Genomic DNA, 23561 nt, shown 5'->3' with positions numbered 1-23561 from the left:
CCGTCGATTCAGTACGCGAACTCGCGGAACACCCGGTCGATGTCGCCGTTCCACGCGCCGTGGTACAGCGCCAGCTTGCGTTCGGCCGGCGTCTGCCCGGCGTCGACCACTTCCAGCAGCGGCGCGAGGAATTCGCGCTCGTCCTCGCCACCGGCGTTGCGGCGCGCGCGGCGCGCCAGCCCGGCTGCCGCGATCTCCAGCGCCTGGCGCGCCAGATCGCGCACCGTGCCGCCGCGGAACGGCAGCTTCAGCGCCTGCGCCGGCACGCCGTCGCGCAGCGCATGGCGCTCGGCCAGGGTGAAGTCCTTCACCAGGTCCCAGGCGGCGTCGAGCGCGGCATCGTCGTACAGCAGGCCGACCCAGAACGCCGGCAGCGCGCACAGCCGGTTCCAGGGCCCGCCGTCGGCGCCGCGCATCTCCAGGTACTTCTTCAGCCGCACTTCGGGAAACGCCGTGGTCATGTGGTCGTTCCAGTCTTGCAGCGTCGGCAGCGCGCCGGGCAGCACGTCCAGCCGCCCCGCCATGAAGTCGCGGAACGACTTGCCGGCCGCGTCGATGTAGGTGCCGTCGCGGTAGCTGAAGTACATCGGCACGTCGAGCAGGTAGTCGACGTAGCGCTCGAAGCCGAAGCCGTCCTCGAACACGAAGTCGAGCATGCCGGTGCGGTCGGGATCGGTGTCGGTCCAGATGTGCGAGCGGTAGCTCAGGTAGCCGTTGGGCCTGCCTTCGGTGAACGGCGAATCCGCGAACAGCGCCGTCGCCACCGGCTGCAGCGCGAGCGAGACGCGGAACTTCTTCACCATGTCCGCTTCGTCGGCGTAGTCGAGGTTGACCTGCACGGTGCAGGTGCGGGTCATCATGTCGAGACCCAGCCCGCCGACCTTCGGCATGTAGTCGCGCATGATCCGGTAGCGGCCCTTGGGCATCCACGGCATGTCCTGCCGCCGCCACTTGGGCTGGAAGCCCATGCCCAGGAACCCCAGGCGCAGTTCGTCGGCCACCGCCTTGACCTCGCGCAGGTGGCTGCCGACCTCGCGGCAGGTCTCGTGGATGTCGACCAGCGGCGCGCCGGACAGCTCCAGCTGGCCGGCCGGTTCGAGCGTCACCGAGGCGCCGTCCTTGAGCAGCGCGATCGTACGCCCGTGCTCCTCCACCGCCTCCCAGCCGAACCGCGTGAGCCCGGTGAGCAGGGCCTCGATCCCGCGCTCGCCGTCGAACGGCGGCGGGCGCAGGTCGTCGAGGCGGAAACCGAACTTCTCGTGCTCGGTGCCGATGCGCCAATCCGCGCGCGGCTTGTTGCCGGATGCCAGCACCGCTACCAGCTGGTCGCGGTGGGTGACGGGGGACTCGCCGGCGTGGCTGGGACTCGACATGGGACGCTCGATAGGGACGGGCGCGTCGCACGCAGGCACGGCGCTCGCGAGGCGGCACTATAGAACGTCGCCATGGCGCACGGCATTCCGGCGCTGGAACGCAGGCGCCGCACCGGTGCGGCGATCCGGCACCGGGCGATGCGTCGCCGCGCGGGCGGCGGCACCCCGCCGGCGCGCGCGGACGGCTGCGCATGCGCATGCATGCGCTTCGCATTCCGCGTCCGCGTCGCGATGCGCGCGACAATGGCGACGACCCGCGCGCAGGAGCGAGCCCGATGTCCAGTCGCCACCCCGAGCGCCACCGCAGCCATCGCGTCGGCTGGCTGCGCGCCTCGGTGCTCGGGGCCAACGACGGCATCGTCTCGGTGGCCGGCGTGGTGGTGGGCGTGGCCGCGGCGGGCGCGAGTCACGAGGCGGTCCTGGTCGCGGGCGTGGCCGCGACCGTCGCCGGCGCGATGTCGATGGCGGCCGGCGAGTACGTCTCGGTGCAGTCGCAGGCCGACACCGAGGCGGCGGATCTCGCCGTCGAGCGCCGCGAACTGCGCGACGAGCCGGACGCCGAACTCGAAGAACTCGCCGCGATCTACCGGCTGCGCGGGCTCGAACCGGCGCTGGCGCGCACCGTGGCCGAACAGCTCACCCGCCGCGATGCGCTGGCCGCGCATGCGCGCGATGAACTCGGCATCACCGACACCCTGCGCGCGCGCCCGCTGCAGGCGGCGCTGGCCTCGGCGGCCGCGTTCTGCCTCGGCGCCGCGCTGCCGGTGCTGGCCGCGGTGTTCGCGCCCGCGCCCCGGGTCCAGGCGGTGGTGTCGGCCGCGACCCTGGCCGGGCTCCTGCTGTCGGGCGCTGCGGCGGCGCACCTGGGCGGTGCCTCGGCGCTGCGCGGCGCCCTGCGGGTCGGCTTCTGGGGAGCGCTGGCGATGGTCGCGGCAGCGTTGATCGGACGCCTGTTCGACGTCCAGGCCTGAACGGCCGGGCCGCCGCGGCAGCCCTGTCGTCCCGCGCGCATGGGTCCACTTCATTGCCGACCGGCCCATCGCTCGCCAGCGTCCGCACGCGGGCGGCGCGCGAACGGGTGCCACGGGCCCGCAAGCTCCGCCGCAACGTCCATGCACGGCGGCGACGCCGCCCGAGCGGCGCTACATCTCCAGCCAGCCGGCCACCACGGCGCGCAGTTCGTCGACCCCGGCCCTGGTCTCGCCCGAGAACGCCTGCACCCCGATGCTGTCGCCCCAGGGGACGGACAGCTGCTTGCGCACCGCCTGCACGGTGTTGCCGGCCGCGCCGCGCGAGAGTTTGTCGGCCTTGGTCAGCAGCGCGTGGGCCGGCAGCCCGCGGCGCATGGCATAGCCGAGCATCTGCAGGTCGTAGTCCTTGAGCGGGTGGCGGATGTCCATCACCACCACCAGCCCGCGCAGCGCGAAACGGTCCTGGAACCACTGTTCGAGGAACGCCTGCCAGTGCTCGCGCAGCGCCAGCGGCACCTTGGCGTAGCCGTAGCCGGGCAGGTCGACCAGGTACTTGCCTTCGTGCGGCGGCAGCTCGAAGTACACCAGTTGCTGGGTGCGGCCGGGGGTCTTGGACACCCGTGCCAGCGCGTTCTGCTGGCACATCGCATTGAGCGCGCTGGACTTGCCGGCGTTGGAGCGGCCGGCGAAGGCGACCTCGGCGCCGCCGTCGGGCGGCAGCTGTTTCGGGGTATGGGCGGCCAGCAGGTAGCGGGCGCGCGCGAACGGGTTCGACATCGGGGTCCACGGGCTCGGGGCGGCGCCTAGCTTCGCACGGGTCCCGCGCCGATGCGGTTTGACCGTCCTAGTGGCCGGCCGTGATAATCCCGGGCCTTGCGGCCGCGTGGGAACCCGGCCGCGTTCCCGATTTCCGGAGCCCAGCCAATGCGCCACGCTCGCGCCTACGGTTTCGCCGGTCTCGTCGCCCTCGTGGCCGGCGCCGTCGCGTTTGCCCAGTCCACCGTCGAACCGCTGCCGGAGAACCCGCCGGTGGAGGTGGCGCCGCTGGACGCCAGCGCACTGGCCGCCTTGGCCAAGACCCAGGCCGGCGACGCCGAACGCGGCGCCACCCTGGCCGGCACCTGCGCCGCCTGCCACGGCCTGGACGGCAATCCGCCGGACGGCCTGGTGTATCCGCGCATCGCCGGCCAGAGCGAGCGCTACGTCGCCCACCAGCTGGCACTGTTCAAGAGCGGCGAGCGCAACACCGGCCAGGCCGCGGTGATGATCCCGTTCGCCAGCCCGCTGTCGGCGCAGGACATGCGCGACCTGGGCGCGTTCTTCGCCACCAAGACCGCCGCCGCCGGGATCGCCGACGACGCCGTGGTCGCGGAGGGCCCCTACCAGGGCCTGAAGTTCTACGAGATCGGGGAGACGCTCTACCGCTCGGGCGATGCCGAGCGCGGCATCCCGGCCTGCATGGCCTGCCACGGTCCCTCCGGCGCCGGCAACCCGGGCCCGGCCTATCCGTCCGTCGCCGGGCAGGAAGCGGGGTATGTCGACCGCCGCCTGCAGGAGTACCGTGCCGGCACCACCAGCCAGCAGGACCGCCACCTGTTCGACATCATGGCCGAGATCGCCGCGCCCCTGACCGACCAGGAGATCCAGGCCCTGGCCAGCTACCTGCAGGGTCTGCACCAGCGCCCCGACGCCGCCACCCTGGCCGCGATCGAGGCGGCCGGCCCCGTGGCCCCGGCGCCCGCACCGGCAACGGCTCCGGCCGCCCCCGCCGAACCGGCCGACGCGCCTGCCGAGGCCGAGCCGGAAACGGACGCGCAGGGCTCCTGAGCCCCGCGCACCCCGCCTTCCTGGCCGCGCCATCGTGCTGCGTCGCCTGAGCCTGCTGTGGGTGCTCGCCGCGCTGCTGCCGCTGGCCGCGGCCGCGCAGGCGCCGGCGGAAGGCACCGACTACGTCGTCATTGCCGACGGCCAGCGCTGGCAGCCGGAACCGGGCACGATCGAGGTGGTCGAGATCTTCGCCTACCCCTGCGGCCACTGCGACCGCTTCCAGCCGATGCTGGCCGCCTGGGCGCGCACCGCCGGCGATGACGTGCGCGTGCACTACCTGCCGGCCGCCTACGATCCGGGCAACGCCTACGCCCGCGCGTATTTCGCGCTGGAGGCGCTGGGGCGCGTGGTCGAACTGCACCCGCGGCTGTTCGACGCGATCCATCGCGAGGGCAGCCTGCCCGCGCGCGGGGCTTCGCGCGCCGAGGTGGCGAGCTTCCTCGCCGGCGAGGGCCTGGATGCGGCACGCGTGGCCGCGGCGATGGACGCCCCGGCGACTGACGAAAAAATGAACGCCGCCCGCGAGTTCGCCATGCGCAGCGGCCTGCAGGGCACGCCGACCCTCATCATCAACGGCAAGTACCGCGTGCAGGGCCGGTCGCTGGGCGACAGCCTGCGCATCGCCGAAGGCCTGATCGCGATGGAACGCGCAGTTCCGCGTTGAGCCCCGCGGCCCTCACGGCCGGCACGGTACGCTTGCCCTCCAACGCTCCAGGAACCTGCCGATGAACCTTCGTGCCGCCTCCCGCCTCGCCCTGATGCCCGCCGTCCTGGCGCTGCTGCTGGCCGCCTGCCAGCCGTCCACGCCGGAGGAAGCCGCGGCCGCACCGCCTGCGGCCGATGCCACCGCCGCCGCCGCGCCGGCCGAGGCGATCGCCGACGAGCCGGCACTGGATCCCGCCGCCGCAGCGGCCGCAGGCGACACCGAGGCCAGCGCCGATGCCGGGGCGCAGGCCACCCCGGCCGGCGAGACCCCGCCGCCCGCGCCGGCGCCCGGGCAGTCCGCGGTCACCTTCGCCACCGAAGGCGAGCACTACGACCTGATCCCCGGCGGCCAGCCGTTCGAGCCGCTGGACGGCAAGATCGAGGTGGTCGAGGTGTTCAACTACGTCTGCCCGGCCTGCGCCATGTTCCAGCCGCTGGTGAACACCTGGAAGGCGCGGCTGCCGGCCGACGTGCGCTTCACCTACGTGCCCGCGGCCTTCGGCGGCAACTGGGATCCCTACGTGCGCGCCTACTACGCGGCCGAGGCCATGGGCATCGCCGACAAGTCGCACGACGGCATCTTCCAGGCGATCCACGTCGACCGCAGCCTCAAGGGCGAGCGCGGCACCGATTCTGCGCAGGACATCGCGCAGGCCTACGCGAAGTTCGGCGCCGACCCGGCGCAGTTCGCCAGCACCATGGCCAGTTTCACCGTCAACGCGAAGTTCGGCCGCGCCAAGCAGTACATCGCCCAGCAGCGCGCGAACTCGACCCCGACGATGATCGTCAACGGCCGCTACCGCATCAAGGCGCGCAACTTCGAAACCATGCTGGAGAACACCGATCGCGTCATCGCGCAGGTGCGCGCCGGCGGCTGAGGCCCCTCCCGCATGTCGACGCAACACCTGCGGCTGCTGAGCGCGAACATCCAGGCCGGCTCCAGCACCCGCCGCTACAGCGACTACGCCACCCGCAGCTGGTCGCACGTGCTGCCCGCGGGCGGCAAGCGCACGTCGCTCGATGCGATCGCGCAGCTCGCCGGCCAGCACGACATCGTCGGCCTGCAGGAGAGCGACCCGGGCAGCTGGCGCTCGGGGTTCACCAACCAGACCCATTACCTCGCCGAGCGCGCCGGCTTCGACTACTGGAGCCACCAGCCCAACCGCCGCATGGGTGCGGTGGCCTCCAGTGCCAACGGGTTGCTGAGCCGGCTGGAACCGGTCGAAGTGGCCGACCACGCGCTGCCCGGGCGGATCTCCGGGCGCGGCGTGCTGCTCGGGCATTTCGGCAACGGCAGCGAAGGGCTCACGGTCGCAGTGGCGCACCTGTCGCTGGGCGCGCAGTCGCGGCGCATGCAGCTCGACTTCATCGCCGAACTGCTGCAGGACTTCCCCAACGCGGTGCTGATGGGCGACTTCAACTGCGTGGTCGACTGTCCCGAGATGGGCAACCTGTTCCGGCGCACGCGGCTGCAGCCGCCGGCGTGCGCGGTGCACACGTTCCCGGCCTGGAAACCGATGCGGGCGATCGACCACATCCTGGTCAGCGACAGCCTGCGCTGCGAAGGCCTGCGCGCGGTGCCCGCGGCGTTCTCCGACCACCTCGCGCTGTCGCTGAACCTGGAAGTGCCCGACGCGGCGCTGCAGCGCTAGGCCGGACCCGCGGACCCCAGATCGGAACCGGGTCGCAGTCGAATTTTCCCGGGGCCACAGTAGCGTCTGCAGGTTCCGGGAACATTCGATGCTGGCTCCCCGGATCGCGCGACTCCGACCCCGGTCACCCGCTCCTCGTTCCGCGTTCCTGGCGAGGCGGCCGGCTCCCGGCCGCCCCGTCCATCCTGTCCGCAGAGTCAGAACCCGAATCCCACCCGCGCATACCAGAAGCGCCCCGGCAGGTCGTAGGTCGAGGCGTCGTAGCCGTTGAGCGAGCAGCTCAGGCAGATCGGCGGATCCTTGCCGAAGACGTTGTTGACCCCGAGGGTGATGCGGAAGTCCTGCATCCACGCGTCGGTCGCCCACGCCAGCTGCGCGTCGTGGTAGGTGGTGGACCCGAGGTAATTGAGGTCGCTGGCGCTGTCGTCGCAGATGTCGAAGCCGTTGGCGCCACCGCAGGATTCGCGCAGGCGGTCGATGTAGCGTGCGCTCCACGCCGCCGACCAGCCGCCCTGGCTCCAGTTCGCCGACAGCGTGGAAGTACGTTCCGGGATCGCGCTGTTGCTGATCTCGATGCCCGGCGCGCGCGGCTCGGCCTGCCCGGCCTCGTTGACCAGTTCGTACTTCGTCACCCAGGTGGTCTTCCAGTCGAAGCCCAGGCGGCCCCAGGCCTGCTCCGGCAGTCGCCAGCCGACGTCGAAGTCCCAGCCGTCGGTGCGGATCGTGCCGACGTTGCCGAGGATGTTGTCGAAGCGCACGATCTGGCCGCGGTCGTTGCGCTCGTAGAGCCCGCAGGAGACCGGATCGCGGCCGAAGATGCAGCGCTCGAGCACGGTCTGCGCGTCCAGCGCCTGGATCGCGCCGTCGATGGTGTGACGGTAGAAGGTCACGCCCAGGTCGAGCCGGTCCGACCAGGACGCCGCATCGGCGAACGACGGGCTCCATACGCCGCCCAGCATCAGGCTGCGGCTGGTCTCCGGCTCCAGTTCGGCATTGCCCGAGGTGATCACCGAGATCTGCGGATTGGTCTGCTCGTAACCCGGCGGCACGCCGTCGGCCACGCATTCGGGCGTGGTCGAGGCGGCGTTGTTGCACGGATCCACCAGGGTCGCGTCGAAGCGGCTCAGGGTGCCGTACAGCTCGCCGATCGACGGCGCGCGGAAGCCTTCGGCGAACGAGCCGCGCAGCAGGAACTCGTCTGCCACCTGCCAGCGCAGGCCGAGCTTGCCGGTGTTGGTGCCGCCGAAGTTCGAGTAGTCCGACCAGCGGCTGGCGACGGTGAGGTCGAGGCTCTTGCCGAACCAGCCCTCGCGCATCAGCGGCACCAGGAACTCGACGTAGGCCTCGCGCACGTCGTACTCGCCGCGGGACGGGCCCGACGGCACGCCGTTGTATTCGCCGGCGACGGTCAGCGGGTCGGGCTGGTACTCGCCCTCATACTCGCGGTATTCGAGACCGGCCGCGAACGAGATCGCGCCGGCCCAGCCGTCGAACATCTCGCCGGTGAGGTTGGCCGAGACCAGGCTCAGCGCGTTGCTGCTGCGGTCGCGCACCACCGGCTGGATCCAGCCCAGCATGTCCGCCGTGATCGTGCCGGGACCGCCGAACAGGTTGAGCGGCACGCAGCCGCTGATCGCGGCGCAGTCGACCGGGTCGCCGAGCGCTTCATTGATGCGGCGGATGTTGTAGCTGCCGTAGTTCGTCTGCTCGGCCTTGCTCTCGCTGCGCATCACGTTGACGTCCCAGTTCCAGGACCGGGCGCCGACGTCGAACAGGCCGTTGAGGCCGGCCGAGGCGTACCAGGTCTCGACGTCCTGCTCGAAACGGCGCGGGCCGCCTTCGACCGGTCGGCGGCCGAGCAGGAACAGGTTCGGCGCATCGCCCATCGTGGTCAGGTCGAAGCCGAACGGGTTGTAGGGATTGGCCGCGGAAATGACCAGCGTGCGCTCGGCGTAGTCGTTGTAGACGCCGGCATCGGTGCCGAGGAAGAACGGCTCCGGCGCGGCCTGGTTGGCGGACTCGCGCTCGTTGTAGAGCACGCGCACGTAGCCGCCCAGGGTCGGGGTGAAGTCGAACTGCACCTGGCCGAACACCGACTTGCGCTCCGACGGCGTGAGCAGCAGGTTGTAGGGCGCGAAGTTGAAGCGGTTCGCAGTGCCGAAACCGATGAAATCGCCGGGGAAGCCCGGAGAGGGGGAATAGCTGTTGCCGTTGGGTGTGGTGATGTCGCAGGTCGCCGTACCGGCGACGGGAGCGCCCGTGTCGTCGGTCGCCAGCGGACACAATCCTCCATACGTGTTGTTCCCGTCCGGCGGAGCGAACACGAAGCGGCCGTTCGGCGTCGCCGAGCTGCCGTTCGCCAGCCCGGTGCCCGGCACCGGCACGCTGGCCGGGCCGTACTCCGTCGACGAGATCTCGTCCTGCCTGAAATACGAGGCGCCCACGAACCAGCGCGCGCGTTCGCTGCTGCCGCCCCAGCCCAGGTCCGCGCCCCAGGTGTCGCCGCCGGCGAGGTCGGAGTAATCGCCGTAGTGCAGCTGCACGCTGGGGCCGTCGACCTCCTTGCGGGTGATGATGTTGACCACGCCGGCGATCGCGTCGGAGCCGTAGATCGAGGAGGCGCCGTCCTCCAGCACCTCGATCCGCTCGATGATCGCCAGCGGGATGGTGTTGAGATCGACCGCCGAACCCACGCCCGAGGCCGAGGATTCGTTGACCCAGCGGATGCCGTCCACCAGCACCAGCACGCGCTTGGCGCCGAGGTGGCGCAGGTCGACCGTCGCCGCGCCGGCGCCGACGCCGCCGCCGTCGGGCGGGAAGCCGAAATTGCCGGAGGAGTTGAACTTGGTGTTGAGCGCCGCGCCGCTGGCGGTGAGGTTCTGCACCACTTCGGCCACCGAACTGAAGCCGCTGCGGTCGATGTCCTCGCGGGTCAGGACCTGCACCGGCACCTGGCCCTCCATCTCGGCGCGGCGGATGCGCGAGCCGGTGACCTGGACCGTGTCCAGGGTCCGGGCTTCGGGGTCGGCGGGCGGGGCCTCCTGGGCCAGGACCGCGACCGGCAGGACGAGCAGCGGGAGGGCACGGCGCACGGCGCCGGCCAGACGGTGGGTACGGGGCGACATCGATCTCTCCTTGAATGGCGTCAGCGGCCAGGCCGCGGGACCGTACGCCCCCTCGTACGACGCTTTCGGTTGTAAGCATCCTGTCAACGGGCGCAAGCGCGCGATCTCGCGTTGCTGACCTGGGTCACGGTTTCGGGCCGCTCGGACCCGTCCATTGCGCCCGGCTCGACCCGCCCCACCGCGTCCAGCCGCCACGGAGGTGCGATTGCGCTTGGGCATAATGAAGCGATGCCCACGCAACCGAACCTGTTCGAAGCCCCGCCTCCCGGTGGCGACGGCCCCTCCCCCGGCGATCCGGCCGGCGCACCGAACGTGGCGCCGGCTCGCGTGGCGGCCCTGCGCAGCGGGCGGCCGTGGTGGGCGAAGCTGGCCGGCTGGGTGCTCAGGCCCTGGATCGGGCTGAAGATCGAACCGCAGTCGCCGCCCGACCTGGTCGATCCGCGCCCGGTCTGCTACGTGCTCGAGGACTACGGCCTGTCGAACGCGCTGATCCTCGACCGCGCCTGCCGCGAGACCGGCATGCCCGGGCCGCTGCGGCCGCTGCCGGGCGACCCGCTCGGGCGCAAGCGCGCCTACGTGGCGCTGTCGCGGCGCAATGCGGGCGGCGCGCTGGCGCTGGCGACGGGCCAGGCGCCGCCGAAGAAGACCCATTCCGAATCGCTGGCGCGCCTGCTGGAGGCGCACCGCCTCGATCCGGCGCTGGACGTGCAACTGGTACCGGTGTCGATCTTCGTCGGCCGTTCGCCGGACAAGGCCAGCGGCTGGTTCTCGGTACTGTTCTCGGAGAACTGGGCGATCGTCGGCCGCTTCAGGCGGCTGCTGTCGATCCTGCTCAACGGGCGCGACACCCTGGTGCAGTTCGCCGCGCCGGTGAGCATCCGCAGCCTGCTGGCCGAGGACCTGCCGCCCGAGCGCACGGTGCGCAAGCTCTCGCGCGTGCTGCGCACCCACTTCAACCGCCTGCGCGAGGCGGTCATCGGCCCCGACCTGTCGACCCGGCGCCTGCTGATCGACAAGGTGCTGGCCTCGCAGCCGGTCAAGGAGGCGATCGCGGACAAGGCCCGCCGCGACGGCAGTTCGCCCGAAGAGGCGTGGAAGGCCGCGCATGCGATGGCCTACGAGATCGCGGCCGACTATTCGCACCCGGTGGTGCGCTCGGCCTCGTTCCTGCTCACCGCGGTGTGGAACCGGATCTATCGGGGCGTGCTGGTGCACCACCTCGACCAGCTCAAGGCGGTCGCGCCGGGCAACGAGGTGGTCTATGTGCCCAGCCACCGCAGCCACATGGACTACCTGCTGCTGAGCTACCTGCTCTACACCAAGGGCATCGTGCCGCCGCACATCGTCGCCGGGATCAACCTCAACCTGCCGGTGATCGGGCCGCTGCTGCGGCGTGGCGGCGCGTTCTTCATCCGCCGCTCGATCCGCGGCTCGGCGCTGTACTCGGCGGTGCTGGCCGAATACGTGGCGCAGCTGATCGCCGGCGGCTATTCGATCGAGTACTTCGTCGAGGGCGGGCGCTCGCGCACCGGCCGGCTGCTGCAGCCCAAGGGCGGCATGATCGCGATGACCCTGCGCGCCTACCTGCGCCAGCCCGCGCGCCCGGTGCTGTTCCAGCCGGTCTACATCGGCTACGAGAAGCTGATGGAAGGCAACAGCTACCTCGACGAGCTCAGCGGCAAGCCCAAGGAGAAGGAATCGATCTGGGCGCTGCTGTGGGGCATCCCGAAGGTGCTGCGGCAGAACTACGGCCAGGTGGTGGTGAACTTCGGCGAGCCGATCCCGCTCGGCGAACTGCTGGCCGAACACGCCACCGCCTGGAACGGCCAGCCGCTGGACGACGAGGAGAAGCCCGAGTGGCTGTCGCGCACCGTCGACGTGGCCGCCGAGCGCATCCAGGTCAACATCAACCGCGCCGCGGACGTGAACCCGATCAACCTGCTGGCGCTGGCGCTGCTGTCCACGCCCAAGCACGCGATGGGCGAAGGCGACCTGCTGGCGCAGATCGAACTGTCGAAGACGCTGCTGGCCGAGGTGCCCTACTCCGGCCGGGTCACGGTGACCCCGCACAGCCCGCGCGAGATCGTCGCCCATGGCGAGGAGATCGGCGTGCTGCGGCGGGTGGCGCATCCGCTGGGCGACGTGTTCAGCGTCGGCGACGACGACGCGGTGCTGCTGAGCTACTTCCGCAACAACGTACTGCACCTGTTCACCGCCTCGGCCTGGATCGCGTGCTGCTTCCAGCACAACCGGCGCATGTCGCGCGAGACCCTGCTGCGCATCGGTCGCGCGGTCTACCCCTTCCTGCAGGGCGAGCTGTTCCTGCCTTGGGACGGCGATGGCTTCGCCGCGCGCATCGACCGCACCATCGACGTGTTCGTGCGCGAAGGCCTGCTCGAGCGCGCCGGCGACGACGACGGTGGCGTGCTCGCGCGCAACGCCGGCCAGTCCGACGAGGTGTTCCGCCTGCGCGCGCTCGGGCATCCGCTGCAGCAGGCGTTCGAGCGCTACTACATCGCCATTTCGGTGCTGGCCAAGAACGGTCCCGGCACGCTCGGCGCCGGCGAACTGGAAAGCCTGTGCCAGCTCGCCGCGCAGCGCCTGAGCCTGCTGTACGCACCGGCCGCGCCGGAATTCTTCGACAAGAGCCTGTTCCGCGGCTTCATCCAGAAGCTGCGCGAACTGGAACTGGTGAAGCTCGACCAGAACAGCAAGCTGGTGTTCGACCAGCGCCTGGAATCGTGGGCCAAGGACGCGAAGGTGATCCTCGGCCGCGAGCTGCGGCACACGATCGAGAAGGTGAGCCCGGAGGCGGTGCGCCCGGAAGAGGTCGCGCCGCCGGCGGCATGAGCGCGACGCCGGTGGCGCGCGCTACGCTGTCGGGCCCGCAAGCCAGGGACGGATGATGTCGGCGACGATCGTGGATCCGGCATCGCCCGGCCGGGTGGACGCGAACGCCTGGTGGGCGATCCCGCACCTGGCGGCCCGCCTGCTGTGGCGCCACTGGCCGGCGCTGCTGTGCCTGTTCTTCGCCCAGCGCGTTGCGTACGACCTGCTGCAGCAGGCCTCCATCCGCCTGGCCGAAACCTCGCTGCTGCTCTCGTACGCGGCGATCGCGGTGCTGATCGTCACCCAGCTGGTGGGCGTGATCGGGATGTTCCTGGTGCTGCGGCCCTCGCTGCCCACCCAGGCCGCGGGCATCGGCGTGCCGGAGGTGCGCCTGCAGCATCCCTGGCTGGGCGCGCTCGCGGTCGCGCTGCTGCCGTTCTTCGCCTACTACGCCAGCTGGGGGCTGCTGGACGGGATCAAGCGCGACTTCATCCTCAGCTACCTGAGCGGGGTGTCGTTCGAGAATCGCGAGAGCCTGTCGTCGATCCTGAAGGTCGAGGGCATCTGGATCGCGCTGGCGGTCGCCTGGGCGGTGCGCGCCTTCGCCAGGCGTCGCGCCGAGGCCACCGGCCACGGCGCCTGGGCGATGCTGGCCACGGTGTGCGAGGCGTACTGGGTGTTCGTCGGCGTGTCGGCGATCGCCGGCTGGATGTCGCAGGCGCGGACCTGGTGGCACGCGCGCGCGGTCTACGTCGCGGTCGCCGAGTGGTGGGATAACCCGTTCATCGGGCTGGTGTCGCTCGACCAGGTCAAGCGCGTGGCCACGCCGGCGTGGGATCTGGTCGCCACGCTGGCCGGCGCGGCCGCGATGCCGCTGGTGTGGCTGGCGATCACCGCGATCGTCTACGGCCTGGACCTGCGCCGGCGCCACCGGATGGGCGATGCCGATGCGCACGCGGACACGCTCGCCACGCGCTTCCAGAACCTGCACGTGGCCTGGCGCAGGCTCGCGACGAAGGCCAGTTCCGGGTGGACCAGCAAGGGCGTGCCGGTGGTGAACAGCCTGCGCCTGGTGTTGCGCGCGGGGCTGCCGGCGCTGCTGACGCTGGTGCTGGGCTGGCAGTTGCTCGCCTCGTTCGACGCGTGGGCGTGGCGCTGGGCGACGCGCGCTTTGGGCGCACGCGAATGGCAGGAATGGCAGGTCATCGCCCAGCCGCTGCTGGTGCTGGTGAACGGGCCGCTGTCGCTGCGTCCGGCGCTGCTCACCGAGCTGCTGCGGATCGTGCTGTTGGCGGCGACCTTCGACCGGGCCGTGGCCCGGCTGCCGCGTGCGGAGCTCGGCGCCGGCTAGTCGCGCGCGGCGGCGCTCCCCAGTTCGAAGCGCACGTAGGTGCCAGGCGGCGTGGTGGTGAACGGCGGGAAGGCGATCTCGCCACGCAGGGCCGCGGTCGGGACGTCGCGCGGCACCTGGTAGAGGTGGTGGAAGCGGAAGGGCTCGCCGGCGCGTGCGGCTTCGCGCTCGAAGTCGGCATTGGTGCGCGAGCCGCAGCGCGTGCCGAGCCGCTGCTGGGCGCGGTCGAGGCTCGCATGGGGGATCGCGTCCGCGTCCCAGGTGCGGCCCTGCGCATCGCTCAGCCGGCCCTTGCAGCGGTCGAGCAGGTCGGGCGTGGCCTCGCGGCCGGGAATGACGTCGTAACTCACGATCAGCAACGACGAGGGCCCATGCGGATAGCCGGCGAACGCAGCGGGCAGGCCGTCCACCCGACGCACGCCGGCCAGCCGCCAGCGCGATCCCTCGTACTCGCCCCACTGCCCGGCCGCGACATCGCGCGCATGCCGCGGCTCGCGCCGGTCCTGGAACTCGTGCACCGCATCGCGATACGGCAGCCAGAACGCGAGCACGCCCAGCACCAGCGCACCGAGCAGCCAGAAGCGGTTGCGGTCCCACCAGCCGCCCGCATCGGCACGGGCATCAGCTGCGATCACGGGGCGTGGTGGCGGCATGGCTCAGGGCACCAGGTCGATCACCGGCTGCGCACCCTCGCGCAGGGCACGCACCGCGGCAACGTCCAGCCCCGGATCGATCTCGACCAGGTGGTCCATGTCGCCGGGCTTGGACAGGCCCCAGAAGAACAGCAGGCGCGCATCCGCCAGCGCATCCTCCGGCAGGTCGAAGAAGTACGCGCCCTGGCCCACCAGCCCGGTGGCCAGCTGCACGTTGGCGAAATTGAGGTTGCCCACGCGCGGGCGGTCGCCGCTGGCGGCCACGAAGGTGCGGCCGTCGGCGGCGCGCAGCCAGGCGCTGACATAGCCCGGCTCGCGCGTGGGCTCGACATCCACCAGCACCGACAGCCACACGCCGTCCGCGCGCGCCTGCACCGGCCCGCTGTCGAACCCGGGCCCCGGCGTGCGGTAGGCGCGGGCGAGCTTGAGCCGCTTCACCCGCACGGCGAAGTTGCGTGCCTCCACGCGTTGGTCGACTCCGCCGGACAGCACGAACGGGGCGAGCTTGTCGTCGAACGAGGGCGCGTGCCCGCGCAGCCAGACGATCGCCGCGATCACCGCCACGCTCGCCGCCAGCAGCCCCCAGCGGACCGGCAGGTGGCGCACCCGGGCATGCGTCGCATCCATCTATCCCGCCTCCGGCGGCGCGCCCGCCTCGAGCACGATTTTCGCCAGCGGTGCGTCCTGCTTCCAGCCCGCGTCGCCCTCGCCCTGCAGGTAGCCGCGCTCGACGAAACGCCGCGCGTACACGCCCCAGGTGGGCGGCGTCCGAAGGGCCTCGCTGGCATCGAACTCCCAGGCCATGTCGACCACGACCGGGACGCCCGGCTGCAGCTGTACGGTCAGCGTGTGGTCGTCGGCCCGCCGCAGCGGCTGCGCCTTGCGTTCGTTCGAACGCCCGTCGGGCAGCCACACCACGTCCTGCGCGAACAGCGCGGACGCCGCGAACGCCGCCCCGGTGCGGTTCTCCACCCGCAGCCGCAGCATCAGCACCCGCTGCCCCTCCTTCGGGTACGCGCCGGGCGGCGCATCGGCCACCCACGCGCGCAGCGGGGTGACGGCGAAGGCGCCGGTGTCGACCGTCTGCCCCGCGACCAGTACCGGATGGCGCGCGCCAGGCAAGCTGGACGCAGGCTCGAAACCACCGGATGCGGCGATCCCGGCCACCACCAGCGACGCCACCAGCAGCAGCACCCGGCCCCGGCGATGACGCAGGATCGCGATCCACTGCTGCCGGTCGGTCGGGCGCGCGGGCGCTGCGCTCCGCGGCGCGGGCCGTTCCACTCAGGCGTCCAGGTCGGGGATCAACGCACTTTCGAGCCGCGCGATCGCATCCTTGAGCTGGAGCTTGCGCTTCTTCAGCCGCTTGATGGTCAGTTCGTCGCTGACGATGGTCGCCTGGAGCGTGGCGATGGCGGTGTCGAGGTCGCGATGCTGCAGCCGCAGGTCGGCCAGCTGGCGGGTGAGTTCGGCGGGATCGGCGGGCTGCATCGCCCCGCCAGCTTACACGCCCGCCGTGGCGCGCACGCACGCGCGCCGGCACAATGCCCGGGCGCGAAGGGGGCAACGCGCACAGGGACGCAGGACACCCTGGCCACGCATCGCGGCGGGCCCGGCCGCCATGGATGGAGCACAGCAGATGGGACACACGCAACGACGCCACGCGGCGCGCGCGCTGGCACTGGCGGCGCTGGCCGCCGCGGGCGCGGCCACGGCACAGGACCGCTTCGACGGCTACCTGTGCTGCAACATGCGCAGCGACGGCAGCTGGATCAGCGACAGCAACTACGCCGAGAACGGCAAGCGGGTGATTCCGGCCGGCACGCCGGTGTCGGTCACCGGCTACGGCCGCTACCGGACGAAGGTGGAGATCGACGGCAAGCGCCAGGCGATCGGCAACGACTACAGCCGCGACCTCGACGACGCCACCTTCGCGCGCCGCTACGTGGTGACCGAGGATCCGGCGGCGAAGATCGCCAGCTGGCCGGACAAGGTGCAAACCGCGGTGAAGCAGTCCAGGGTCACCCCGGGCATGACCCGCGAACAGGTGCTCGCCTCGCTGGGCTATCCGATCAGCAGCGAGAACCCGGACCTGGAATCGCCGCTGTGGCGCTACTGGCTCGACAGCTTCAGCGAGTTCCAGCTGCACTTCGACGCGCAGGGCCGGCTGGCCTCGATCACCACCGACCCGACGGTGCAGAACCGCGTCTGGACGCCCTGAGCGGCGGGCGGCGCATCCGCTCCGCATGGCGCCGGCACTTGCCCGGCGCCATGCCGGCGGCGGCTCAGGCGGCCATGTCGAGCACGATGCGGCCCTCGATCTCGCCGTTGCGCATGCGCGCGAAGATGTCGTTGATGTTCTCCAGCCGGTCCGGCGCTACCGTCGCGGCCACCTTGCCGGCGGCCGCGAAGGCCAGCGACTCCTGCAGGTCCAGCCGGGTGCCGACGATCGAGCCGCGCACGGTGATGCCGTTCAGCACCATGCCGAAGATGTCCAGCGGGAAATCGCCCGGCGGCAGCCCGACCAGCGACATCGTCCCGCCCCGGCGCAGCATGCCCACGCCCTGCGCGAAGGCCTGGCGCGACACCGCCGTGACCAGCACGCCGTGGGCACCGCCGATCTCGCGCCTCACGAACTCAGCCGGATCGCGCGTGCGCGCGTTGACGGTGAGCGTGGCGCCCAGACGCTCGGCCAGCCGCAGCTTGGCGTCGTCCACGTCGACCGCGACGACGTTCAGGCCCATCGCACGCGCGTACTGCACGGCCATGTGCCCGAGCCCGCCGATCCCGGAGATCACCACCCAGTTGCCGGGCCGCGCTTCGGTGACCTTCAGGCCCTTGTAGACGGTGACGCCTGCGCACAGCACCGGCGCGATCTCGACGAAGCCGACACCGTCGGGCAGGTGGCCGACGTAGCCGGCGTCGGCCAGCACGTACTGCGCGAAGCTGCCGTCGACCGAGTAGCCGGTGTTCTGCTGCGACTCGCACAGGGTTTCCCAGCCGCCCAGGCAATGGCTGCAGTAGCCGCAGGCCGAATGCAGCCAGGGCACGCCGATGCGGTCGCCTTCCTTCACGTACGCCACGCCGGCGCCGACGGCGACCACATGGCCGACGCCTTCGTGGCCGGGGATGAACGGCGGACTCGGCTTCACCGGCCAGTCGCCCTGCGCGGCGTGCAGGTCGGTATGGCAGACGCCGCACGCGGCGACCTTCATCAGCACCTGGCCCGCGCCCGGGCGCGGCACCTCGACCTCCTCGATCGCCAGCGGCTGGTCGAAGGCGCGTACCACGGCGGCTCTCATGGTCCGGTCCATACGTGCTCCAGGGCTGGGGTGAGCCGCCAGTGTGGGCCGGGCCCCGCGGGAACGCGTTGATCCGGATCAAGAAATGCGGGCGAATGCGGCGTTGTGGCCTGCGGGCGACCGTGGCGATGCGCGCACCGGTAAAATCGCGTCATGAGCACCGTCTTCCCGCTGCCGATGCCGACCCTGCGCCACGCCGACCGCCGCGGCGCGCACGAGGCCACCCGGCTGGCCAAGCGCCTGCGCCACCAGGTCGGCAAGGCCATCGCCGAGTTCGGCATGATCGAGGACGGCGACCGGGTGATGGTGTGCCTGTCCGGCGGCAAGGACAGCTACACCATGCTCGACATCCTGCTGCAGCTGCAGCGCAAGGCGCCGGTGTCGTTCTCGCTGATCGCGGTCAACCTCGACCAGAAGCAGCCGGAGTTCCCCGAACACGTGCTGCCGGACTATTTGCGGTCGATCGGCGTGGACTTCCACATCATCGAGCAGGACACCTACTCGGTGGTCAGCCGGGTGGTGCCGGAAGGCAAGACCATGTGCTCGCTGTGCTCACGCCTGCGGCGCGGCGCGCTGTACAGCTGGGCGGCGGAGAACGGCATCACCAAGATCGCCCTCGGCCACCACCGCGACGACCTGGTCGCCACCTTCTTCCTCAACCTGTTCTTCCACGCCAAGCTCAGCGGCATGCCGCCCAAGCTGCTGTCCGACGACGGCCGCCACGTGGTGATCCGGCCACTGGCCTTCGTGCGCGAGGACGACATCTCCGCGTACGCGCAGGCGAAGGCCTTCCCGATCATCCCCTGCAACCTGTGCGGCTCGCAGGAGAACCTGCAGCGCAAGCAGGTGCAGAAGATGATGGCGCAGTGGGAGCACGACACGCCCGGGCGGATCGAGACCATCGCCCGCGCCCTGGGCGACATCCGTCCTTCGCAGCTGAGCGATCCGGCCCTGTTCGACTTCCTCTCCCTGGGCCGTCGCGACGCCGCCGCGCAGGCCGACGCGCACGCCTGGCTCGCCGGCGAACCGCACGCCGCCGCCCGCGGCGGCGACGACTGATCGTGCCGCTGCTCCCTCCCTGTTGCAGGCGCAGGCCGGCGGCCGGCGCTCCGGCCCAGCAGCGGCTGCGACGGCGCTGACGACACTTGTCTCCGCGCGCGTCTCGCGCCGACCCGCCGAGACGCTTCCCCATTCCCCCGATCCCGGATCTCCATGTTCTTCAGAAACCTCACCCTGTTCCGCTTCCCCACCACGCTCGACCTGTCCACCCTGGAAAGCCTGCTGGGCGAACACCCGCTCAAGCCGGTGGGTGCGCTCGAACTGTCCTCGCGCGGCTTCGTCTCGCCCTTCGGACGCGAAGGCGAGGCCTATTCGCACCGCATCGGCGAGGCGGTGTGGCTGACCGTCGGTGGCGAGGACCGGCTGCTGCCGTCCTCGGTGGTCAACGACATGCTGGCCAAGCGCCTGGCCGACGTGGAGGAGAAGCAGGGCCGCCGCCCCGGCAGCCGGATGCGCAAGCAGATGAAGGACGATCTGGTGCACGAACTGCTGCCGCGCGCCTTCGTGCGGCCCTCGCGCACCGACGCCCTGCTCGACCTCGCCCACGGCGTGTGTGCGGTCGACACCTCCAGCCGCAAGGCCGGCGAGGCGGTGGTCTCGGAGATCCGCAACGCGCTGGGCAGCTTCCCTGCGCTGCCGCTGAACGCGGAAGTCGCGCCGCGCAACGTGCTGACCGGCTGGATCGCCGGCGATCCGCTGCCCGAGGGCCTGTCCCTGGGCGAGGAGTGCGAGCTCAAGGATCCGGCCGAGCACGGCGCCGTGGTCAAGTGCCAGCGCCAGGAACTGCAGAGCGACGAGATCACCAAGCACCTGGAATCGGGCAAGCAGGTCACGCGGCTGGCGCTGACCCTGGACGACCACGTCTCGTTCGTGCTCGGCGAGGACCTGGTGGTGCGCAAGTTCAAGCTGCTCGACGGCGCCGTGGACCAGCTCGAATCGACCGACCGCGAGGACCTGCGGGCCGAACTCGACGCGCGCTTCGCGTTGATGGCGGCGGAGTTCTCGCGCCTGTTCACGGTGCTCGAGGGCGCGCTGAAACTGTCCAGGGCCGACGCGTAGACATGCGCCGGACGTGGGCCGCGCCGCGTCGCCGCCGGCGCGGGATGGTCGCCACGTGCGCGACGGGTCGGCGCGCGTCGATGCGTGAACGCGTGCCAGGTGCGCGCATGCTGCACGAACGCGGGTAGCATTCGCACATGCGTTCGCTGTTCCGTCTCTCTCCGCCCCCGACCCGCGCCCCCGCGCGCCTGCAGCGCGACAGCATCGCCTTCGTGCTGTCCGACGGCCGCCGCATCGACGTGCTGCGCGTGCGCGATCCGCGCGCCAAGCGGCTGCGGCTGAGCGTGGGCGAGCGCGGCGCGCGCCTGACCCTGCCGCCGCGTGCCAGCCTGGTGGCGGGCGAACGCTTCCTGCTCGAACACCGCGACTGGCTGACCGCGCAGCTCGCGCCGCACGTCGACGACGTGCTCGCGCCCGTCCCCGGGCAGCCCGGCACGCTGCCGCTGCGCGGCGAGCGACTCGCGCTGCAATGGACCGCCGGACGCATGGCGCGCGCGAGCCGCGACGCGGACGCGGTGGTGATCGAATTGCCGGCGCGCGCCGGCAGCGCCGCGGCCGGACGCGCCCTGCGCGACTTCCTCGAAGCCGAAGCACGCGCCGACATCGGACGCTGGCTGCCGGCCTACCTGCCGGGGCTGCCGCGTCCGCCGGCGCGGATCCGGCTGCGTGTGCTGTCCTCGCAGTGGGGATCGCTCGCGCCCGACGGCACCCTGACCCTGGACCTGGCGCTGGTGCTCGGGCGTCCGTCCGCGTTCCGCTACGTGCTGGTGCACGAACTCTGTCACCTGCTGCATGCCGACCATTCGCGCGCGTTCTGGCGCGAGGTGGAGGCACGCTGTCCGGCCTGGCGCGAGGAACGCGACTACTTCCGGCTCGAGGGCCGCCGTCTGAAGGCGGCGCTGCACGTCCTGCTGGGGTGAATCCCCATGCTCCGCGGCTGCCATCGCTGCCGCCCGTGCGAGCCAACCTGTCCGCCCGCGCACGTCCTCCGCGTTAACCCTCTGAACCCATGACGCCTGCCCCAGGGCGTCGGAGGGGTGAGATGACGCCTGTTCCCCACCGTGGTGTGCGCCTGTGCGCGGCCGTCCTGGCGACCGCCGTGCTGATGGCCGGCTGCCAGCGCGCCGGCAATCCGATCGCCGAGGCGGCGATCGAGCGCGCCGCGCGTGGCTCGGTGGATGCCGGCAGCGTCGCCGGTGGCGACGCGCCCGGCACGCGGCCGGCGCCCGACGCCCTGCCGCTGCCGGCTCAGTTCCCGGGCGATGTCTACCTGCCGCGCGGCTACCGCGTGAACAGCGTGATGGACCTGCCCGATGCGAGCGTGCTGAGCCTGAGCGCGCCGGGCCACCTCGATGCGCTGTTCGCCGACGCACGCGAGTCGATGCGGGCCCAGGGCTGGACCCAGACCCTGTCGGCCCGGCACTCGGCCGACGCCGCCATGCTCGCCTTCGAGAAGCGCGCCGGCGGGCCCGCGCGCAGTGCGACGCTCTCGTTCAACCGCAACCACGGCGACGCGCGCGTGATCGTCGGCGTGCAGCTGCGCCGGCAGGTGCAGTAGACGCGGCCGTCGCGGGGCCCGGGCGCTCGTCGCGCGGAGCCTGCCCGCGCCGGAGGATCGACGACCGGGTGCGCCGCGAGTCAGTCGCGCCGGGCCAGGAAGCCGCCGATCGCCGCGGCCACCGCCGCAGGCTGTTCCATGTGCAGGTGATGCCCGCCCGGCAGCACGACCATGTGGCCCTCGGGCAACAGCGCGGCGTGCTCGCTGCGGCGCGGTTCGGGCAGGTAGGGTTGTGGCGGGTCGGCGTAGATCACGCGCGTCGGGCACGCGATGCCGGCGATCAGCGCGCGCACCTGGTCTTCGGACGGACGCAGCATGGTCGGCAGGGTCAGGCGTGGATCGCTGCTCCATTCCCAGCCCACGCGTGCGTCGTCCACGAGCACCTCGCGCACGCCGCGTTCGACCAGCAACCGCGCCGACGCCTCGTCCACCGCACCGGTGCGCGCCAGCGTGCGTGCGCGCACCGGCGTGTCGAGGTCGGTGAACACGCGCAGGCGCTTGCCCGACAGCGCGCGGCCGGCCGCCACCGCATCGCGCAGCCTTGGCACGGTATTGCCGGCCGTATCGGGCAGGGCGCCGAGCGCCTCGATCGCGACCAGCCGCACGACACGCTCCGGACAGGCCGCCGCGACCAGGCTGGCGATGCCGGCGCCCATCGAATGGCCGAGCAGGGCGAAACGCTCCCAGCCCAGGGCATCGGCGGCATCGAGCACGCTGTGCACCGCGCCGGCGAAGGAATAGTCCGCACCCGGCGGGAGGTGGACGCTGCGACCGTGGCCGGGAAGGTCGATCGCGACCAGTTCGATGCCATCCAGATGCGCGGCCAGCGGCACGAAGCTGGCGGCGTTGTCGAGCCAGCCATGCAGCGCGAGCACGCGCGGGTGGCCCGCCTCGCCCCGGTGCAGGCCGTGCAGGCGCCCGATCGCGATGTCGAGGGTGATCTCGCGCATCAGGAACTCGCGGCGTCCACGTGGTCCCACGCCGCTAGTTCGCGCCGCACCAGGGCGGCGAGCGCATCGGCATGGGCCGGCGCGTCGTTCAGGCACGGGATGTAGCGCAACGCCTGACCGCCGGCGGCGTGGAACAGCTCCGCGTTCTCGATCGCGATCTCCTCCAGCGTCTCCAGGCAATCGGCCGCGAAGCCCGGGCACACCACGTCGACGGTGCGCACGCCGGATCCGGCGAGTCCGCGCAGGGTGTCGTCGGTCGCGGGCCCGAGCCAGCGTTCGCGGCCGAAGCGCGACTGGTAGGCCAGCAGATAGTCGTCCGGACCCAGCGACAGCGCGCGCGCCAGCGCGGCGACGCTGGCCTCGCACTGCGTCTCGTAGGGATCGCCAGCGTCGACCAGCCGCTGCGGCAGGCCGTGGAAGGAAAACAGCAGCCGCTCGGCGCGGCCGTTGGCCTGCCAGTGGGCGCGGATCGAGCCGGCGACCGCCTCCACCCAGCCCGGGTCGGTGGCGTAGTCCTCGATCACGCGCAGGTCCAGGCTGCCGCGGGTGCAGCGCGCCAGTGCGGCGACGGTGCCGGTGGTGGTGGACGAATACTGCGGGTACAACGGCAGTACCAGCACGCGACGCACGCCCGCGGCTTCCAGTTCGCGCAGCCGCGCGGTCTGCGCCGGCTCGCCGTAGCGCATCGCGTGCAGCACCGCCACCTCCGGCAGGCGCGGCTGCAGGGCCGCGGCCAGGCGCCGGGTGTGCACCGCCAGCGGCGAGCCGCCCTCCATCCAGATCCCGGCGTACTTCTTCGCCACGCGCGGCGACCGCAGCGGCAGGATCACGCCGTACAGCAGCGGCCACCAGAACAGCTTCGGGATCTGCACCACGAACGGATCGGACAGGAACTCGCCGAGATAGCGCCGCACCGCGGCGGGCGTCGGCGCCTCCGGGGTGCCGAGGTTGACCACCAGCACGGCGGTGTCGGGGGCGGTCTCGGGGGCGGTCTCGGGGGCGGTCTCGGGGGCGGTCGCGGGGGCGGTCGCGGGGGCGGTGGTCGTCATCGGCATAGGATGGCAGGGCGCGCGCCGGGGCGCACGGCGGCGACGGCGACGCTGCGATCCGCCCCGGACAACTCATCCGCGATTCATTGCCCCGTCAC

22 protein-coding genes are annotated in these 23561 nt (G+C 71.8%); 12 read left to right on the top strand and 10 right to left on the bottom strand.

The genetic code is table 11. From position 1 onward, the window contains the following. Positions 1–8: 8 nt before the first annotated feature. The gene (locus QFW81_RS14160) at positions 9–1373 is read right to left on the bottom strand and encodes a glutamate--cysteine ligase (RefSeq protein ID WP_280579667.1); all 1365 of its coding nucleotides are present in this window, start codon (positions 1371–1373) and stop codon (positions 9–11) included. Positions 1374–1648: 275 nt separating this feature from the next. Between QFW81_RS14160 and QFW81_RS14155 the strand changes: the two genes are divergently transcribed. Then, entirely contained in the window at positions 1649–2344 is a 696-nt protein-coding gene (locus QFW81_RS14155; RefSeq protein WP_280579666.1) for a VIT1/CCC1 transporter family protein, read from the top strand. A 171-nt stretch (positions 2345–2515) separates the two neighbouring features. On the opposite strand, the gene yihA is transcribed toward QFW81_RS14155, so the two are convergent. Next, on the bottom strand, positions 2516–3121 hold the full coding sequence (yihA, locus tag QFW81_RS14150; protein ID WP_280579665.1) for a ribosome biogenesis GTP-binding protein YihA/YsxC: 606 nt from the start codon (positions 3119–3121) through the stop codon (positions 2516–2518). A 147-nt stretch (positions 3122–3268) separates the two neighbouring features. Here yihA and QFW81_RS14145 point away from each other — a divergent pair, with 147 nt between their 5' ends. From QFW81_RS14145 to QFW81_RS14130, 4 genes are all read left to right on the top strand, one after another. Further along, the gene (locus QFW81_RS14145) at positions 3269–4171 is read left to right on the top strand and encodes a c-type cytochrome (RefSeq protein WP_280579664.1); all 903 of its coding nucleotides are present in this window, start codon (positions 3269–3271) and stop codon (positions 4169–4171) included. Between the two features lie 34 nt (positions 4172–4205). Beyond that, the gene (locus QFW81_RS14140) at positions 4206–4835 is read left to right on the top strand and encodes a thiol:disulfide interchange protein DsbA/DsbL (protein WP_280579663.1); all 630 of its coding nucleotides are present in this window, start codon (positions 4206–4208) and stop codon (positions 4833–4835) included. A 61-nt stretch (positions 4836–4896) separates the two neighbouring features. Next, positions 4897–5754 carry a thiol:disulfide interchange protein DsbA/DsbL gene (locus QFW81_RS14135; protein WP_280579662.1) on the top strand — a complete coding sequence of 286 codons (858 nt, stop codon included), beginning with the start codon at positions 4897–4899 and terminating at the stop codon, positions 5752–5754. 12 nt (positions 5755–5766) lie between these two features. Next, entirely contained in the window at positions 5767–6528 is a 762-nt protein-coding gene (locus QFW81_RS14130; protein WP_280579661.1) for an endonuclease/exonuclease/phosphatase family protein, read from the top strand. A 197-nt stretch (positions 6529–6725) separates the two neighbouring features. On the opposite strand, the gene QFW81_RS14125 is transcribed toward QFW81_RS14130, so the two are convergent. Then, positions 6726–9653 carry a TonB-dependent receptor plug domain-containing protein gene (locus QFW81_RS14125; protein ID WP_280579660.1) on the bottom strand — a complete coding sequence of 976 codons (2928 nt, stop codon included), beginning with the start codon at positions 9651–9653 and terminating at the stop codon, positions 6726–6728. A gap of 228 nt (positions 9654–9881) precedes the next feature. On the opposite strand from QFW81_RS14125, the gene plsB reads away from it, so the two are divergent. Together plsB and QFW81_RS14115 are read left to right on the top strand one after the other, a co-directional pair. Continuing rightward, complete coding sequence (plsB, locus tag QFW81_RS14120; protein ID WP_425604050.1) at positions 9882–12503, top strand: glycerol-3-phosphate 1-O-acyltransferase PlsB; 2622 nt, start codon at positions 9882–9884, stop codon at positions 12501–12503. Between the two features lie 55 nt (positions 12504–12558). Then, complete coding sequence (locus QFW81_RS14115) at positions 12559–13833, top strand: hypothetical protein (RefSeq protein WP_280579659.1); 1275 nt, start codon at positions 12559–12561, stop codon at positions 13831–13833. On the opposite strand, the gene QFW81_RS14110 is transcribed toward QFW81_RS14115, so the two are convergent. From QFW81_RS14110 to QFW81_RS14095, 4 genes are read right to left on the bottom strand one after another with little or no spacing between them, the layout of a single operon-like run. Then, positions 13830–14486 (bottom strand): hypothetical protein, encoded by a 657-nt coding sequence (locus QFW81_RS14110; RefSeq protein ID WP_280579658.1) that lies wholly within the window; start codon positions 14484–14486, stop codon positions 13830–13832. The two genes, QFW81_RS14115 and QFW81_RS14110, sit on opposite strands and share 4 nt — an antisense overlap. A gap of 3 nt (positions 14487–14489) precedes the next feature. Next, positions 14490–15113 (bottom strand): hypothetical protein, encoded by a 624-nt coding sequence (locus QFW81_RS14105; RefSeq protein ID WP_280579657.1) that lies wholly within the window; start codon positions 15111–15113, stop codon positions 14490–14492. Continuing rightward, positions 15114–15770, bottom strand: a complete 657-nt coding sequence (locus QFW81_RS14100; protein WP_280579656.1) for a hypothetical protein — start codon at positions 15768–15770, stop codon at positions 15114–15116. After that, a complete protein-coding gene (locus QFW81_RS14095; protein ID WP_280579655.1) occupies positions 15771–15977 on the bottom strand; it encodes a YdcH family protein in 207 nt (68 codons plus the stop codon). Positions 15978–16125: 148 nt separating this feature from the next. On the opposite strand from QFW81_RS14095, the gene QFW81_RS14090 reads away from it, so the two are divergent. Further along, a complete protein-coding gene (locus QFW81_RS14090) occupies positions 16126–16707 on the top strand; it encodes a hypothetical protein (RefSeq protein WP_280579654.1) in 582 nt (193 codons plus the stop codon). Positions 16708–16771: 64 nt separating this feature from the next. On the opposite strand, the gene adhP is transcribed toward QFW81_RS14090, so the two are convergent. Next, positions 16772–17800, bottom strand: coding sequence for an alcohol dehydrogenase AdhP (gene adhP / locus QFW81_RS14085; protein ID WP_280579653.1), 1029 nt, complete (start codon positions 17798–17800; stop codon positions 16772–16774). A 141-nt stretch (positions 17801–17941) separates the two neighbouring features. Between adhP and ttcA the strand changes: the two genes are divergently transcribed. The 4 genes from ttcA to QFW81_RS14065 all read left to right on the top strand — a co-directional run bounded on the left by ttcA (position 17942) and on the right by QFW81_RS14065 (position 21464). After that, complete coding sequence (ttcA, locus tag QFW81_RS14080; RefSeq protein WP_425604049.1) at positions 17942–18847, top strand: tRNA 2-thiocytidine(32) synthetase TtcA; 906 nt, start codon at positions 17942–17944, stop codon at positions 18845–18847. A 153-nt stretch (positions 18848–19000) separates the two neighbouring features. Further along, positions 19001–19906, top strand: coding sequence for a recombination-associated protein RdgC (locus QFW81_RS14075; protein WP_280579652.1), 906 nt, complete (start codon positions 19001–19003; stop codon positions 19904–19906). A 137-nt stretch (positions 19907–20043) separates the two neighbouring features. Further along, a complete protein-coding gene (locus QFW81_RS14070) occupies positions 20044–20826 on the top strand; it encodes a YgjP family zinc-dependent metalloprotease (protein WP_280579651.1) in 783 nt (260 codons plus the stop codon). Positions 20827–20948: 122 nt separating this feature from the next. After that, positions 20949–21464, top strand: coding sequence for a hypothetical protein (locus QFW81_RS14065; protein ID WP_280579650.1), 516 nt, complete (start codon positions 20949–20951; stop codon positions 21462–21464). An 80-nt stretch (positions 21465–21544) separates the two neighbouring features. Here QFW81_RS14065 and QFW81_RS14060 read toward each other — a convergent pair whose 3' ends face one another. Continuing rightward, positions 21545–22414, bottom strand: a complete 870-nt coding sequence (locus QFW81_RS14060) for an alpha/beta fold hydrolase (protein ID WP_280579649.1) — start codon at positions 22412–22414, stop codon at positions 21545–21547. Further along, positions 22414–23463 (bottom strand): ferrochelatase, encoded by a 1050-nt coding sequence (hemH, locus tag QFW81_RS14055; protein WP_280579648.1) that lies wholly within the window; start codon positions 23461–23463, stop codon positions 22414–22416. The genes QFW81_RS14060 and hemH overlap by 1 nt, the downstream gene beginning before the upstream one ends. Between the last annotated feature and the right edge of the window lie 98 nt (positions 23464–23561).

It is taken from the genome of Luteimonas kalidii, from assembly GCF_029887935.1.
In the GTDB taxonomy this organism is placed as follows: Bacteria; Pseudomonadota; Gammaproteobacteria; order Xanthomonadales; family Xanthomonadaceae; genus Luteimonas; species Luteimonas kalidii.
Note: the sequence above shows the minus strand (reverse complement) of the source record. Positions and strands in the feature narration are given on the sequence as shown.

What these genes read in the sequence shown, in the direction of transcription:
- QFW81_RS14070 (WP_280579651.1), top strand. Translation starts at nt 20,044, where the DNA reads ATGCGTTCGCTGTTCCGTCTCTCTCCGCCCCCGACCCGCGCCCCCGCG.
- QFW81_RS14110 (WP_280579658.1), bottom strand. Translation starts at nt 14,486, where the DNA reads ATGCCGCCACCACGCCCCGTGATCGCAGCTGATGCCCGTGCCGATGCG.
- QFW81_RS14105 (WP_280579657.1), bottom strand. Translation starts at nt 15,113, where the DNA reads ATGGATGCGACGCATGCCCGGGTGCGCCACCTGCCGGTCCGCTGGGGG.
- QFW81_RS14090 (WP_280579654.1), top strand. Translation starts at nt 16,126, where the DNA reads ATGGGACACACGCAACGACGCCACGCGGCGCGCGCGCTGGCACTGGCG.
- QFW81_RS14125 (WP_280579660.1), bottom strand. Translation starts at nt 9,653, where the DNA reads ATGTCGCCCCGTACCCACCGTCTGGCCGGCGCCGTGCGCCGTGCCCTC.
- yihA (WP_280579665.1), bottom strand. Translation starts at nt 3,121, where the DNA reads ATGTCGAACCCGTTCGCGCGCGCCCGCTACCTGCTGGCCGCCCATACC.
- QFW81_RS14075 (WP_280579652.1), top strand. Translation starts at nt 19,001, where the DNA reads ATGTTCTTCAGAAACCTCACCCTGTTCCGCTTCCCCACCACGCTCGAC.
- QFW81_RS14145 (WP_280579664.1), top strand. Translation starts at nt 3,269, where the DNA reads ATGCGCCACGCTCGCGCCTACGGTTTCGCCGGTCTCGTCGCCCTCGTG.
- QFW81_RS14160 (WP_280579667.1), bottom strand. Translation starts at nt 1,373, where the DNA reads ATGTCGAGTCCCAGCCACGCCGGCGAGTCCCCCGTCACCCACCGCGAC.
- QFW81_RS14095 (WP_280579655.1), bottom strand. Translation starts at nt 15,977, where the DNA reads ATGCAGCCCGCCGATCCCGCCGAACTCACCCGCCAGCTGGCCGACCTG.
- hemH (WP_280579648.1), bottom strand. Translation starts at nt 23,463, where the DNA reads ATGACGACCACCGCCCCCGCGACCGCCCCCGCGACCGCCCCCGAGACC.
- QFW81_RS14115 (WP_280579659.1), top strand. Translation starts at nt 12,559, where the DNA reads ATGTCGGCGACGATCGTGGATCCGGCATCGCCCGGCCGGGTGGACGCG.
- plsB (WP_425604050.1), top strand. Translation starts at nt 9,882, where the DNA reads ATGCCCACGCAACCGAACCTGTTCGAAGCCCCGCCTCCCGGTGGCGAC.
- QFW81_RS14065 (WP_280579650.1), top strand. Translation starts at nt 20,949, where the DNA reads ATGACGCCTGTTCCCCACCGTGGTGTGCGCCTGTGCGCGGCCGTCCTG.
- adhP (WP_280579653.1), bottom strand. Translation starts at nt 17,800, where the DNA reads ATGGACCGGACCATGAGAGCCGCCGTGGTACGCGCCTTCGACCAGCCG.
- QFW81_RS14130 (WP_280579661.1), top strand. Translation starts at nt 5,767, where the DNA reads ATGTCGACGCAACACCTGCGGCTGCTGAGCGCGAACATCCAGGCCGGC.
- QFW81_RS14060 (WP_280579649.1), bottom strand. Translation starts at nt 22,414, where the DNA reads ATGCGCGAGATCACCCTCGACATCGCGATCGGGCGCCTGCACGGCCTG.
- ttcA (WP_425604049.1), top strand. Translation starts at nt 17,942, where the DNA reads ATGAGCACCGTCTTCCCGCTGCCGATGCCGACCCTGCGCCACGCCGAC.
- QFW81_RS14135 (WP_280579662.1), top strand. Translation starts at nt 4,897, where the DNA reads ATGAACCTTCGTGCCGCCTCCCGCCTCGCCCTGATGCCCGCCGTCCTG.
- QFW81_RS14155 (WP_280579666.1), top strand. Translation starts at nt 1,649, where the DNA reads ATGTCCAGTCGCCACCCCGAGCGCCACCGCAGCCATCGCGTCGGCTGG.